Origin of the sequence: Candidatus Nitrotoga sp. M5, from assembly GCF_927904885.1 — a bacterium.
GTDB lineage: Bacteria > Pseudomonadota > Gammaproteobacteria > Burkholderiales > Gallionellaceae > Nitrotoga.
In genome coordinates this window covers 23,196-37,664 of the sequence record NZ_CAKMNW010000058.1, presented here as the reverse complement: position 1 = coordinate 37,664, position 14,469 = coordinate 23,196, and the positions used below count along the sequence as shown (strand labels likewise).

General features: G+C 48.0%; 10 protein-coding genes. 3 read left to right on the top strand and 7 right to left on the bottom strand.

Annotation, left to right across the window (positions count from 1 at the left end):
- Window positions 1-243: 243 nt before the first annotated feature.
- From MJ770_RS11170 to MJ770_RS11140, 7 genes are all read right to left on the bottom strand, one after another.
- A complete protein-coding gene (locus MJ770_RS11170) occupies window positions 244-1,293 on the bottom strand; it encodes a ribonucleotide-diphosphate reductase subunit beta (RefSeq protein ID WP_239254192.1) in 1,050 nt (349 codons plus the stop codon).
- Entirely contained in the window at window positions 1,290-4,052 is a 2,763-nt protein-coding gene (locus MJ770_RS11165; RefSeq protein WP_239254190.1) for a ribonucleoside-diphosphate reductase subunit alpha, read from the bottom strand. Before MJ770_RS11165 ends, MJ770_RS11170 begins: the two co-directional genes overlap by 4 nt.
- A 299-nt stretch (window positions 4,053-4,351) precedes the next feature.
- Window positions 4,352-4,915, bottom strand: coding sequence for a 1,6-anhydro-N-acetylmuramyl-L-alanine amidase AmpD (gene ampD / locus MJ770_RS11160; RefSeq protein WP_239254188.1), 564 nt, complete (start codon window positions 4,913-4,915; stop codon window positions 4,352-4,354).
- A complete protein-coding gene (locus tag MJ770_RS11155) occupies window positions 4,912-6,276 on the bottom strand; it encodes a sigma-54-dependent transcriptional regulator (protein WP_239254186.1) in 1,365 nt (454 codons plus the stop codon). Before MJ770_RS11155 ends, ampD begins: the two co-directional genes overlap by 4 nt.
- Window positions 6,266-7,894 carry a two-component system sensor histidine kinase NtrB gene (locus MJ770_RS11150; RefSeq protein WP_239254184.1) on the bottom strand — a complete coding sequence of 543 codons (1,629 nt, stop codon included), beginning with the start codon at window positions 7,892-7,894 and terminating at the stop codon, window positions 6,266-6,268. The genes MJ770_RS11155 and MJ770_RS11150 overlap by 11 nt, the downstream gene beginning before the upstream one ends.
- A 24-nt stretch (window positions 7,895-7,918) precedes the next feature.
- Complete coding sequence (locus MJ770_RS11145) at window positions 7,919-8,158, bottom strand: PP0621 family protein (RefSeq protein ID WP_239254182.1); 240 nt, start codon at window positions 8,156-8,158, stop codon at window positions 7,919-7,921.
- A 677-nt stretch (window positions 8,159-8,835) separates the two neighbouring features.
- Window positions 8,836-9,258: a DciA family protein gene (locus MJ770_RS11140; protein WP_239254180.1), complete on the bottom strand. Its 423-nt coding sequence runs from the start codon at window positions 9,256-9,258 to the stop codon at window positions 8,836-8,838.
- A gap of 556 nt (window positions 9,259-9,814) precedes the next feature.
- On the opposite strand from MJ770_RS11140, the gene secA reads away from it, so the two are divergent.
- The 3 genes from secA to argJ all read left to right on the top strand — a co-directional run bounded on the left by secA (window position 9,815) and on the right by argJ (window position 14,457).
- Window positions 9,815-12,526, top strand: coding sequence for a preprotein translocase subunit SecA (gene secA, locus MJ770_RS11135; protein ID WP_239254178.1), 2,712 nt, complete (start codon window positions 9,815-9,817; stop codon window positions 12,524-12,526).
- Between the two features lie 27 nt (window positions 12,527-12,553).
- A complete protein-coding gene (locus MJ770_RS11130; protein ID WP_239254166.1) occupies window positions 12,554-13,051 on the top strand; it encodes a Crp/Fnr family transcriptional regulator in 498 nt (165 codons plus the stop codon).
- Window positions 13,052-13,227: 176 nt separating this feature from the next.
- Window positions 13,228-14,457 (top strand): bifunctional glutamate N-acetyltransferase/amino-acid acetyltransferase ArgJ, encoded by a 1,230-nt coding sequence (argJ, locus tag MJ770_RS11125; RefSeq protein WP_239254164.1) that lies wholly within the window; start codon window positions 13,228-13,230, stop codon window positions 14,455-14,457.
- The last annotated feature ends 12 nt before the right edge of the window (window positions 14,458-14,469 follow it).

Genomic DNA, 14,469 nt, shown 5'->3' with positions numbered 1-14,469 from the left:
CAGCTACTGCTGTTTTAGCTGCGGGTTTCTTGGCAGCTACTGCTGTTTTAGCTGCGGGTTTCTTGGCAGCTACTGCTGTTTTAGCTGCGGGTTTCTTAGTAGCACCTGTCGTTTTAGCTGCGGGTTTAGCTTTCTGTGCTGCTGCCATTTCAACCTCCTTTGGTAATCAAAGTTCAAAGAAATTCAACATTAACAACTATCACCTTCCCCAGTACATATCGAATACATAATGACCGAAGCCTGTTAATCCCAAGATAGCGCGCCCCCTGTTTGATATTCGGTAACGCGCGTTTCGAAAAAGTTTTTCTCTTTCTTAAGATCAATTATTTCCGCCATCCACGGGAACGGATTACTAGCTCCTGTGTATAGCATGTCCAGCCCAATTTGCTGACAACGTCGATTGGCGATAAAGCGCAGATATTCTTTGAACATTGATGAGTTCATTCCAAGCACACCACGAGGCATAGTGTCCTCAGCATAACGATATTCCAGTTCCACGCCTTTCTGCATAAGGCCACGAATTTCCTCGCGAAATTCGGGTGTCCAAAGGTGAGGATTTTCCAGCTTGATCTGATTGATTACGTCCACACCAAAATTGAGATGCATAGATTCGTCACGCATGATGTACTGGTACTGCTCGGCGGCACCGGTCATTTTATTTTGACGCCCAAGAGCTAAAATTTGCACGAAACCGACATAGAAGAACAGTCCTTCCATGATGCAGGCGAACACAATTAGACTGCGTAATAATTGTTGATCCGTTTCCGGTGTGCCTGTCTTGAAATCCGGATTAGTCAGGGTGTCGATAAAGGGTAGCAAAAATTCATCTTTTTCACGTATGCTGGAAACCTCATGATACATGTTAAAAATTTCGCCTTCATCCAGCCCCAGGCTTTCAACGATGTATTGGTAGGCATGCGTGTGGATCGCCTCCTCGAATGCCTGACGCAGCAGGTACTGACGGCACTCCGGGTTGGTGATGTGACGGTAGGTGCCAAGCACGATATTGTTAGCCGCGAGACTATCCGCTGTGGTGAAAAACCCAAGATTGCGCTTGACCATAAGACGTTCATCATCGGTCAGGCCATTGGGATTCTTCCATAACGCAATGTCGGCAGACATGTTGACCTCTTGCGGCATCCAGTGATTTGCACAGGCGGAGATGTACTTCTCCCAAGCCCACTTGTACTTGAATGGCACTAGCTGATTAACATCTGCATTGCAGTTGATGATGCGCTTATCTTCCACGCGTATCCGTCCAGCCGAGCTTGATGCAATAGTATAGTTATTCATTGGCATGACTCACATTCCGGGTTGTCAATTGTGCACATCTGCACCGCATTCAGTTCACCAGCGCGCGAGGTAGATTTTTCCGTCGAAGTCGCACCCATGGTACGTAAATAATAAGTAGTCTTCAGGCCGCGCAGCCATGCCAGCTTGTAGGTTTCGTCGAGCTTGCGCCCCGATACGCCAGCCATGTAGATGTTGAGTGATTGTGACTGGTCAATCCATTTCTGACGCCGTGCCGCCGCTTCTATTACCCATTGGGGTTCAACTTCGAATGCGGTCGCATACAGACTACGCAATTCGGCCGGAATGCGATCAATTTTGGAAAGGCTTCCATCGAAATATTTCAGGTCGGCTATCATCACCTCATCCCACAGTCCAAGCCGTTTGAGATCCTTCACCAGATATTCGTTGATGACAGTGAATTCACCAGACAGATTTGATTTTACAAACAAGTTCTGGTACGTAGGTTCAATGCAGGCTGATACGCCGATGATGTTCGATATAGTCGCAGTGGGCGCTATGGCCACGCAGTTTGAATTACGCATGCCGTACTGTTTGATGCGCGCACGCAGCTTGTCCCAGTCCATGCTGGTGGACATATCTACCTCTACATGCCCTCCACGTGACTGGCGCAGAAGCTCCAGTGTATCCTGCGGCAATATGCCCTGATCCCACAGGCTGCCATTATAGCTGTCGTAGCTGCCTCTTTCTTCGGCCAGTTCTGTGGATGCAAAATAAGCGTAATAGCACACTGCCTCCATGGAGCTGTCGGCAAATTCAACTGCCTTTTTCGAGGCATAGGGAATCCGCATTTCATGCAGGCAGTCCTGAAACCCCATGATACCCAGCCCAACAGGACGGTGCTTAAGGTTGGAGTTGCGCGCCTTTTCAACAGCGTAGTAGTTGATGTCGATTACGTTGTCCAGCATACGCATGGCGGTGGTAATAGTGCACTTAAGCTTTTCGTGATCAAGCTGACCGGATGTGTTCAGATGCGCCTTGAGGTTGACTGAACCAAGATTACATACCGCAATTTCGGACTCAGAGGTGTTTAGCGTGATTTCGGTGCATAAATTTGAACTATGCACTGTGCCGACGTGTTGTTGTGGCGAACGTATGTTGCATGGGTCTTTGAAGGTAATCCATGGGTGGCCAGTCTCGAACAACATGGTAAGCATCTTGCGCCACAGGTTGGCTGCCGGAACTTTCTTGAACAGGGTGATCTCGCCATTCGCTGCCTTGGCTTCATAAGCAATGTAGTCACGTTCGAATTCTGCGCCGAATTTGTCGTGCAAATCAGGGCAGATTGACGGCGAAAACAGCGTCCATTCCCCGTCTTCCATAACGCGCTTCATGAACAGATCAGGTATCCAGTTGGCTGTGTTCATATCATGCGTACGGCGGCGATCGTCGCCAGTATTCTTGCGCAGCTCAAGAAATTCCTCAATGTCCAGATGCCATGTTTCCAGATACGCGCATACCGCGCCCTTTCTTTTACCTCCTTGATTGACTGCCACAGCAGTATCATTGGCGACTTTCAAAAACGGCACCACGCCTTGCGATTTGCCGTTGGTGCCTTTGATGTGAGCACCCATGGAGCGCACGGGGGTCCAGTCGTTGCCAAGACCGCCAGAGTATTTGGCCAGAAGGGCGTTTTCCTTTACCGCTTCAAAAATACCAGACAGGTCATCCGGTACGGTAGTGAGGTAGCAGGAAGAAAGTTGCGAGCGGATCGCCCCAGAGTTGAACAGAGTCGGTGTCGAACTCATAAAATCGAAGCTGGATAGCAAATGATAAAACTCGATAGCACGTGCATCGCGGTCACTCTCCCTGAGCGCCAGCCCCATAGCCACGCGCATGAAAAATGCCTGTGGTAGCTCGATGCGGTTTTCGTTTATGTGCAGGAAGTAACGGTCATACAGGGTTTGCAAGCCAAGATAACTGAATTGCAAGTCACGGCTTGCCGTTAGCTCATTAGCCAATCGCGGCAGATCAAAGTTCGCCATGTCACGGTCAAGTAGCTCTGCCTCAATGCCACGCTTGATAAATGAAGGGAAATATTCGGCATAACGTGTTGCCATGTTGGCGTCTTCACCGACAACTTCACAGCAGATGTCGTTCAACAACAGACGGGCGGTAACGAAGCTATAGGCTGGATCATGTTCGATCATCGCGCGAGCGGCCATGATGGCGCTCTTGCGCACCTCTTCAACCGGTACACCATCATAAAGATCACGTAGTGTCAGCTTTAGAATTGGGGCAGCACTTACCGCGTTGCCGAGCCCTTCACAAGCTGCCGTGATGCGTGCCGCAAGCACCGCCTCATCCAGTGGGCGAAGCACACCCTTGTCGTTAACTTGAAGAACATGTGCAGGCGCGATCTTTTCCTTGGCTCGCTCACGCGTGCGCTCCTCGCGGTAAAGCACGTAGGCACGGGCCACATCATGCTCACCAGAGCGCATCAAAGCCAATTCGACTTGATCCTGAATATCTTCAATATGCAGCGTCCCACCGTGCGGATGGCGGCGCAGCAACGCATTAACCACAGTATCGGTCAATTGGTTAACCAATTCGCGCACGCGCGCAGACGCCTCGCCGTTTACGGCGATAAACGCTTTAGTCAAGGCGACGGCAATCTTGGTTGCTTCAAACGCAACTACTGAACCATTGCGGCGAATAACCTTGTGTTGGTTAAAGGGGGGGCTGGAAGAAGGCGTGCCTTCGACGGAAACAAGGTGTACTGAGGCTGGAGAGGAGGTCATGTCATGTCATGCCGATCTTAGAATTGAGTCTTAAATTATGAATAAATTTTGTTTATCGTACCACAATAATTGTTGCTCGAACTACAACAATTGTTTCTTTATATTAAATCAGGTCGACATACAAAAACCACTATATGTAGTAGTTCGGTATTACATATTGAAGTATTTATAGTAATAAAAAATTTAGTGCGCCAACAAAATAATGCAAGTTTTTTTCTGATAAATCAATCTATTTAGCACAACGAAAAATTACAAAAATCAAACACAACACAAGGTGTTTTCTATCGGCGCAAATAGACTTACATGTCCAATTTTCTGCTCGCTTTCAAGCAATCTTTTGCAAGATAGCGCGGCCAGTCAAATTTCGGCCCGGGATCTGACTTGCGTCCCGGCGCGATGTCCGAATGCCCTACAATATCGCGAATTGGATAGGCACGTTTGAGCACTCGTGTCAGCCGTGTTAGTGCAGCATACTGCTGATCACTAAATGGCAGAAAGTCTGTGCCTTCTAACTCTACGCCCATGGAAAAATTATTGCAGGCCGCACGACCTTGCCACTCCGATGCACCCGCATGCCAAGCGCGTTTATTACAAGACACGAATTGGACAATCTCTCCCGTACGTTGTATTAAAAAATGGGCAGAAACTCTTACCCCTTTGAGTTGAGCATAGTATGGGTGAGTATCCGTATCAAGCGTGTTGGTAAATAGCTGAGCAACCGCTTGACCACCAAATTCACCCGGTGGCAGGCTGATATTGTGAACCACCAATAAGTTTATTCTGGTACCAGATGGGCGGGAATCACAGTTTGACGAAACTAGACGGCGCATACCACTGAGCCATCCATTTGTGCCAACTTTCAATGTTTATCATCCTTGTCAGTGATGTCCAACCGATCCATGCGATAGCGCAAGGCGCGAAAAGTCACTCCCAGCATCTTGGCTGCAGCTGTGCGGTTGAAATTTGTTTGCTGCAATGCCTCCAGAATAGCAGCGCGCTCGACGCCATCCAGATAATCGGTAAGCGGATATTTGCCAGCTATATTTGATTTGACAACGGTTTCATTAATATCAATGGGCGTTAATTGCAAATCGGCTGGCATGATAATGCCGTCCGAACACAATGCAAGTGCCCGCTCAATTATGTTTTCCAGCTCGCGGACATTCCCCGGAAAATCGTATTGTTGAAGCGCCTTTAAAGCCGTCGATGCAAATTCAACCTTCATATCACCACACAAGCGAGTTAAAAACTGGCTGGCGACCTCGGCGATGTCATCGCGCATTGCGCGCAACGGCGGCATAAGCAAGGTAATCACATTCAGGCGATAATACAGGTCCTGACGGAATTTTCCCTGCTGAACTTGCTCCGCCAACGCGCTATGGGTGGCACTGATAATACGTACATCTACCGGCTCTTCCTGTGTAGCACCCAGCTTACGCACTTTTTTTTCCTGGATTACTCGCAGTAACTTTACCTGCATGGAGAGAGGCAGATCGGCCACCTCATCAAGGAATAAAGTGCCGCCATTGGCAGCTTGAAATAAACCGTCGCGATCCTTTTCCGCACCGGTGAACGCGCCCTTGCGGTAACCAAAAAACTCGCTTTCCATGAGTGTTTCCGGGATTGCACCACAGTTTACCGAGATGAAAGGTTGGTCGCGCCGAGCGCTTTTTTCAACGATCAGCCGCGCAGCCAATTCTTTGCCGCTACCTGATTCCCCACTGATATGCACCGGTGCCTGGCTACGCGCCACGCGGTCGATCAGATCGCGCACTTTCTCCATAGCCTGGGAACGCCCCAGCAATATTCGTACGCCTTTCCGTACGGAAGTGGATGGTGGTGGCAGCTGTAACACGGCATTAACCAAAGCGCGCAACTGGGTCAATGCAACTGGCTTGGCCAAGTAGTCGAAAGCACCCGCCTTAAGTGCAAAAATCGCATTTTCCATGTTGCCATGCGCGGTAATCACTGCAACAGGTACATGAATGTTACGAGCAGTAATATATTGCACTACCTCCAACCCGTCTCCATCCGGCAGGCGCATATCTGTCAGACACAGTTGATATGTTTTATTAGTCAGCTGTTGCAATGCTTCGTGCACATTGCTAGCGCGATCGACTTGCAATCCCATGCGTAACAGCGCCAACTCAATCAGCTCCAAGATATCCGGCTCATCATCCACCACCAAGACGCGCGCAGTGTTAGTCGGCATATCAACGTTCATCTTGCTCTCCAAATACAATGCGGAAACATGCGCCGTCCTTTGCTGGCTGCCTATATTCAAGCGTTGCCCCGTTAGCCTCGCACAGTTCGCGTGCGAGATACAAACCTAAACCCATGCCGCCCGCCGACAGGGTAAAGAAAGGCTCGAACAATTGATGAACGGCCTCAGGGGCAACTGGAGGCCCATCGTTAAAAATCTCCAGTATCGCCCTACCCTCGTTGGATCGCCATGCAGATAGCTGCACACTGCCTGCCTGTTTGCTGCAATAACGCAGAGAATTGCGACATAAATTCCACAATACTTGATCTAAATGGCCACGATCGAAGCTGATTACGCAGGGAGATGCAACCTCAATTACAAATATCTCCTGCGACGCGCCTTGAGTATGACAAAGCTCCTCAATATAGAGAGGTAATTTTTCGGATAAATTATAATCTTCGCTTTGTACTCTGTCGCGCTGGTTCAATTGCAATACATCTTCCACGATGTGATTCAACCTTGCGGCATTATCCATAATGATCTGAAATAACCGAGTCTGCGCCGGATCGTGCTTTTCTTCTTGCAGCAATTCAGTTGCGTAACTGATAGACGACAATGGGTTGCGCACTTCATGCGCAATGTTAGCGGTCAATCGACCCAATGCGACAAGCTTGATCTGCTGAGCTTGCGCCTGAACTCGTTGCATATCCTCAAGAAAAATTATCGCGCCCCTGAATCCTTCGCGATGTACAGGCAGGAATCGCACACGCACCTGATGATTGGTGATAGGCAAACGCAATACTTCATGCCCACGTCTCTGGTGCTGCCGCCAAACGGCGAACCGATCCGCCAGCACGGGCACACAATTGGCAAGCGTGGTGTTGCCAGTATTTAAAAACTCAACTCCAAGCAAACGCTCAACACTAGGGTTGTATTGCCTGACCATTCCGTTTTCATTCACTACCAGCACACCGTCTGGCATGTCCTGAATCACCAGTCTGTTAGCTTCCGCCATGTTGGCTAAATCTGTACCACGCAAAGCCGCTAAATTTTCACTGGCAATAGCATATCTGGCTCTGATATGTGCCAACCAAGCAACGGCAAAATAGACGGTGCTCAACAACCCGGCCTGTACATAACGGGCTTCCGTCGCATTTTGGGTAAGTACTGCGTAGGAATGCTGCAGCAACACTGCAATACTGGCAAGTGCCGCAAAGAACAGGGAAATTTTGCCGCGACCAATCAATCCTGTAGCGGTCAGAGATACGAGTAACAACACTCCTAAGCCGCTTTGAATGCCTCCACTGGCATATGACAAAACGGTTATAAATACAATATCGGTTCCTACCAGAAATGCCAATTGCATGTTGAATCGTGGCCGGCATAACTTGATAGTTAGAAACGAAACCAGGGTCAGCGCAATGTATATAAGACTGGTGTACAAAAATAATGACGGGTCGCGTGAACCCAACGACAGAGCTTCACCAAATGTGCTCACCAAAAACACAAATAGCCCACCCAGGGCTAGTCGATATAAGTTAAAGAAGTAAATTGAGCGCCACATGGCTTCCGGTGCTGGCGCAGAATCAGATCCCGTGCGCAATAAATGCCACGTGGTGAGGGGTAGGTTATCCCACATCAAAACTCATCTAACAATCAGAGGTTATTCAGGTTCATCTTTATGTGCACTGCGATGCGCCTCACTACAATAATGCTTGTAATTAAGCATAAGGCTCTCGCCTTTGGGCAAATGCACACCACAGTGCGCGCAGCGCACCATGTTTTCACTGTACTTGGACGTATTTTCGCCAAGTACATCTTTTTTTGACACCTGCTTGCGGTAGTACTTCAGTAACAAGTAGATGGCTATGAAGATAACAACTACGAGCAATAAGCGACTCATCCCAGCATACTCCACAGATACCGCTCATAAGCAGCAATTAAAAGGTAAACCGCCCCCCGTTGGGGAGCAACCGTCATGCAATCAGCGCCTCTATAAACTGGAGAATTAACGCCTGATCAGAAACAATAAGGATGAACCCGACAGGCAGTTATATAGAGGCGTGATCATTTTTAAAAGAATAAAACCTGCAAGAAAATTGGGGGCTAAATTTTTCAAAATTAGCAAGGTTGATATATTACACGTGCTCATTTGGTAAGCTCGATATTCGATAATATAATAACTGTCTATTTATAAGATTTCGCTCGGCGAAAGTAAGAGTTCAGGCAACGTCAATTCCGAATTGCCTTCGACATCGTTGGTTCCTGAAATCAATCCCTTCCCATTGTCGTATTGTGCCATAGCTTTTCTATTTGAGTCTGGATAGGGCAGCTGAGTAACAATATAAATCACAAAAATTAATCACCATCCCAGTTAAGTTAAGAGCGTCTCTAAAAATTTAAATTTCTAACCGTGACAAGACCAGAGTAAATATTCTTGCACGCCATACTATTTGTATGTGTAAGCGATTTTTTTCGAGTAATGCAGTATTGTGACTTAACGGAGTAAGCAGGCAAGCTACGAAGCGGCTGCTCGCAAAACTGGATTTTAGAGGTGCCCTTAGCTTAGCTAAGCTGACATTAGTCTTCGATTCTTGCCAAGCGTTGCAACGCAGTTTTCAGAGGTGAATCTTGCAATTTTACCGTGAAGTCAACCAGCTGTTGCCGTCCTATGGCGCTGAGCGAGATAGTGCGAGAGGGTGGTTGAGCGATTGGCACGGCAACTTGCACCCTAATCTGAATTCCAGTAATCTCATATCCCCTACTTTGTAATATTTTGGTAAATTCTGGGACGAGTTGGCGCAATTTGGCCGCCACCGAGCCGTTATCTGCGGCTACAAGGAGAGTTTGCTGATCAATTTGTATCACATGGCTAGCGCGTACCAAGGAGGGTGGCGCAATTTGTTCATAGTGCCGCTGTAATACGAGAAGTTGGTCTACCTTGAGCGATAGTTGACGTAACTCTTCGCTGGCATTGAAATATGAATTTAATCGATTTGACACAACATCAGGTTAATTCAGAAATGGAAACGTGAATAATAATTTAGTTTCCATTGTTTGTTGTTTTTTAACGCACTCGTCGAATTACTCGGTAACAATACATAAGCCGAGCTCCGGTGCTGCCTTTAAATAAGGACACGTGGTATAGCTCGTTTGTTATTAGGAGTGCATTCGGATTAACGAGAGCAATATGATAATATACTAAAAACTGATTACAACAATAATGTTTTTTTTATCAGATGCGTACATTTTTAGTCTGTTGTCACAAATTTTGACAAAAGTGCGGACTGTAGATTGCCAAGGCTAACAGACATAAGCTGCTTTGCAGTCTTACACGTGACGTTGAAAATACAATACCAAAAATGTCGCACATAGTCACAAGCGTTTATTTGAAACGACGCGAATTGATAAGCATTGATTTTTGTACTTAGGGTGAGGTGCGGCACTTCACCCTTTTTTGGTTGGTGTAGTAGAAAATTAATTAAAACTTCGGAATTTAAATCCAGCATTAAAACTCCAGAATTAAAATCTCCAAATTGAAACCTAAAAAAACTAAATAATGATTTCTAATTTATTGAAAAGTGTTTTTGGCAGTCGTAACGATCGTCTACTCAAGCAATATCGCCAGTCAGTGAAGGTAATTAACGCTCTCGAAGCCGAGATAGGAAAACTTTCGGACGAAGCCTTGTGCCTTAAAACTGAATCCTTCAAACAGCGCATCGCCAAAGGCGAAGCGCTGAATGCATTGTTACCAGAGGCATTCGCCGTGGTGCGAGAAGCTGGGCAACGCGTGCTGCAAATGCGCCATTTCGACGAGCAGCTGATTGGCGGCATGACACTGCACCATGGCAAGATTGCGGAAATGCGCACTGGCGAGGGCAAAACTTTAATGGCGACTCTGCCCGCATATCTCAATGCGCTGTCAGGTAACGGCGTACATGTGGTGACAGTTAATGATTATCTGGCGGCACGTGACGCTGAATGGATGGGTCGGCTGTACCGCTTCCTTGGATTGTCGGTTGGGGTAATTCTGTCGCATATGGACCATGCCGACAAACTTGCTGCTTACAATGCAGATATCACCTACGGCACCAACAACGAATTTGGCTTCGATTACCTGCGTGACAATATGGCCACCCATGCTGGTGAGCGCTTCCAGCGCAAACTTAATTATGCCATCGTGGATGAAGTGGATTCCATCCTGATTGATGAGGCGCGTACCCCGCTGATCATTTCTGGCCAGTCTGAAGACAATATTGACGTCTATGTCCGTATGGACAAACTGGCGCCGCAGCTTGTGCGTCAGCAAGAAGAAGGTGGCCCCGGCGATTATAGTGTTGATGAAAAAAACCGTCAGATTTTATTGACGGAAAACGGGCATGAACATGCTGAGGAACTGCTTAGTGAAGCAGGTCTACTGCCTGTTGGGGGAAGCTTGTATGACCCCTCCAACATCATGCTGATTCATCATCTGTATGCTGCGTTGCGCGCACATGCGCTATATCTTCGCGATCAAAATTATGTAGTACAGAACGGCGAAGTGATTATCGTAGATGAATTCTCTGGTCGCATGATGGCGGGAAGGCGTTGGTCCGATGGGCTGCACCAAGCGGTAGAGGCCAAGGAAGGTGTGGCTATCCAGAAGGAGAATCAAACGTTAGCCTCCATTACCTTCCAGAATTATTTCCGTCTATATGGAAAATTGGCCGGCATGACCGGTACGGCAGATACCGAAGCCTTCGAGTTTCAACAGATTTACAGCCTTGAAACCGTTATTATTCCGCCGCACCTGCCCACTATTCGCAAGGATATGATGGACAAGGTTTATCTTACGACAGATGAAAAATATAAAGCAGCGATTTTGGATATTCAGGATTGCTACCAGCGTAGTCAGCCGGTGCTGGTTGGTACCACCTCAATTGAAACATCTGAATTATTGTCACAATTACTAGATCAAGCAAAGTTGCCGCACCAAGTTTTAAACGCCAAACAGCACGAGCGCGAAGCTGAGATCATCGCGCAAGCGGGAAGCCCAAAAATGATTACGATTGCCACTAACATGGCTGGGCGTGGCACTGACATTGTGTTGGGTGGTAATGTGGAAAAGCCAATCGAACTGTTACGCATGGACGAGACATTGGACAACGTCACGCGTGATCAGCGAATAGCCAAATTGCGGGCTGAATGGCAGCCAATACATGATCAGGTTGTGAAGAGCGGTGGTTTACATATCATCGGCACCGAGCGCCACGAATCGCGTCGCGTTGATAACCAATTGCGTGGTCGTGCAGGGCGTCAGGGCGACCCCGGCTCCAGCCGTTTTTATTTGTCGCTGGAAGACCCGTTATTGCGAATTTTTGCCTCCGACCGTGTGGCAGCCATTATGAACCGTTTCAAGCTGCCTGAAGGTGAAGCGATTGAGCATTCTTGGGTCACCCGCGCCATTGAAAACGCACAACGCAAAGTCGAAGCTAGAAACTTTGACATGCGCAAGCAGATTCTTGAATACGATGATGTAGCTAATGAGCAACGCAAGGTAATCTATCAACAGCGCAACGAGTTATTGGAGAGCGTGGACATTTCCGAAACCATTAATGCAATGCGCGAAGGGGTAATGCATAACATTATTAGCGAACACATCGTGCCGCAAAGCATGGAAGAGCAGTGGGATGTTCCGAGCCTGGAGAAGGAATTAGCTACCGAATTTCGGTTGGAACTACCGCTTTCGCAGTGGCTAGAACAAAATAAGCAACTTGATGAAACTGGTTTACATGACAGTGTAGTACAGGCTGCACAGGAACAGTATCAGGCCAAGGTGGAACAAGTTGAGACCGAGATGATGCGCGGATATGAGCGCCTTATTATGCTGCAAAGCGTGGATACTCACTGGCGTGAACACTTGGCAGCACTTGACCACCTGCGTCAGGGCATCCATCTGCGTGGTTATGCGCAGAAGAATCCCAAGCAAGAATATAAGCGTGAAGCATTTGAGTTATTTTCCAATATGCTTGAATCGATCAAGCGAGATGTCACGCGGATACTGATGAACGTGCACATCCGCAGCGAAGAAGATATAGAAGCGGTAGAAGCACCCCACGCTCCGGAAAATGTGCAGTATCATCATGCTGATTACGATGAGGCATTGGCTACGGAAGATGATAATGCAGAGCAAAAACCATTTGTACGCGCTGACAAAAAAGCTGGGCGCAATGATCCATGTCCCTGTGGATCTGGTAAAAAATACAAGCAATGCCATGGCAAATTAACTTGATGTAGTTACTCTTGGTGGGAGATCACAATGACAATGGATGACTTGATTTTACAGACCCTGCGCAACTCCACGTTGAGTGAAGAGTTGCGAGATGCCGAAATTGAAGCGTTGGCAAGCGTCATTACGGTGCATGAATACAAAGCGGGAGAACATCTTCTCCAACCTGGTAATAGTTCGCTCAGGAATACACTTATGATCCTTGCTACAGGCGAGGTTGAGGCAAATGCCACTCTGGACGGAGAGAAAGCAACCTTGCATCTGTTACAGCCCGGTGATTTGGCTGGCATCATCACGTTTGTTGGTGGGAGTGCCGCGCAGATCAGTGCAACTGTAGTGGCCAAGACAAACAGCAAAATGCTATTGCTAGAACGCTCTCGTCTAGAGTCTTTTCTCAGCACAAATCCCGCCATTGTGTACTACGTAATGCGCGGTGTTGTGCGTCATGTGCACGGTATTGTGAGACGTATGAATATGCAATCTGTAGAAATGAGCAACTACATCCACCAGCATGGTGGTCGCTACTAGCAACAAATTCAATTGCTTTAATTGTGAAGCGTATCCTCACTGATCTCTATAAATTTTCATGCAATATATTGTTCAGCGCTTCATATGATTATCCTCACACACCTTCATATTCATTGCATGGTAAATAATGCCGTGCGCTCATCGTACAAATTTATGCAATATTTGGGCTAAAAAGCATGCCAGTTAATCTTCAACCCCCTGTCGCGAGCGCTCTACTACCTGTTAAAGGCGTGTTGCTGGGCACGGCGGAAGCGAGCATCAAAAACCCTGGACGCAAGGATTTGTTGCTCATCCATCTGACCGCGCAAGCCACGGTGGCTGGCGTTTTCACGCAAAACCGTTTCTGCGCCGCACCAGTTATCGTGGCACGTGAACATCTGGCTGCGAACAAAAGCGTGCGTGCACTGGTAGTTAACACGGGCAATGCTAATGCGGGTACCGGTGAGCAGGGTTTAACTGCGGCTCGCGCCACCTGTGCCGAAATTGCAAATCTGCTGGACTGCGAGTCAGAGCAGGTGCTGCCATTCTCCACCGGAGTGATCATGGAGGCGTTGCCGCTGTCGCGGTTGATCTCTGGGCTACCAACCTGCGTATCCGAATTACGCGAAGATAATTGGCTTAATGCCGCGCAGGCCATCATGACCACTGACATCGTTGCTAAGGCCGTGTCTAAACAAATAACACTCGATGGTGTAACCATCACTGTTACCGGCATCGCCAAAGGTTCCGGCATGATCCATCCCAACATGGCTACCATGCTCGGCTATATCGCCACCGATGCGGCGGTGGCACAGCCCCTGTTGCAACAGTTAGCCACTCACGCCAGTGATGCTTCATTCAACTGCATCACCGTGGATGGCGATACCTCTACTAATGACGCACTGATGGTAATCGCCTCCGGCACGAGCAGTGCGCAAGCTATCGTTGATGTAAAAAGCACGGCGTTCACGAAATTGCAGGCTGCAATTACGGATGTTGCCATATTGCTAGCGCAAGCCATCGTGCGTGATGGAGAGGGGGCGACCAAGTTTATCAGTGTCCAAATTGAAGGTGGCAAGAGCGTGGCGGAATGCAAGAAAATCGCCTATGCCGTGGCACGCTCCCCCTTGGTCAAAACTGCATTTTTCGCTTCTGATCCCAATCTAGGGCGCATACTCGCCGCTATCGGTTATGCCGATGTACAGAATCTCGATGTGCATCGACTCAAGTTATATCTTGACGATGTGCTAGTGGCTGAAAATGGTGGGCGCGCCGCCAGCTATAGCGAAGAAGATGGTCAGCGCATCATGCAACAAAGCGACATTACCATTCGGGTAATACTAGATCGCGGCACGGCAATTGCCACAGTATGGACCTGCGATTTCTCTTATGACTATGTCAAAATTAACGCCAGTTATCGTAGCTAGGACAACATAATA

Excerpts from the sequence above, each read along its gene's own strand:
- MJ770_RS11170 (WP_239254192.1), bottom strand. The coding sequence starts at position 1,293 with ATGAATAACTATACTATTGCATCAAGCTCGGCTGGACGGATACGCGTG.
- MJ770_RS11165 (WP_239254190.1), bottom strand. The coding sequence starts at position 4,052 with ATGACCTCCTCTCCAGCCTCAGTACACCTTGTTTCCGTCGAAGGCACG.
- MJ770_RS11155 (WP_239254186.1), bottom strand. The coding sequence starts at position 6,276 with ATGAACGTTGATATGCCGACTAACACTGCGCGCGTCTTGGTGGTGGAT.
- MJ770_RS11150 (WP_239254184.1), bottom strand. The coding sequence starts at position 7,894 with ATGTGGGATAACCTACCCCTCACCACGTGGCATTTATTGCGCACGGGA.
- MJ770_RS11145 (WP_239254182.1), bottom strand. The coding sequence starts at position 8,158 with ATGAGTCGCTTATTGCTCGTAGTTGTTATCTTCATAGCCATCTACTTG.
- secA (WP_239254178.1), top strand. The coding sequence starts at position 9,815 with ATGATTTCTAATTTATTGAAAAGTGTTTTTGGCAGTCGTAACGATCGT.
- MJ770_RS11130 (WP_239254166.1), top strand. The coding sequence starts at position 12,554 with ATGACAATGGATGACTTGATTTTACAGACCCTGCGCAACTCCACGTTG.
- argJ (WP_239254164.1), top strand. The coding sequence starts at position 13,228 with ATGCCAGTTAATCTTCAACCCCCTGTCGCGAGCGCTCTACTACCTGTT.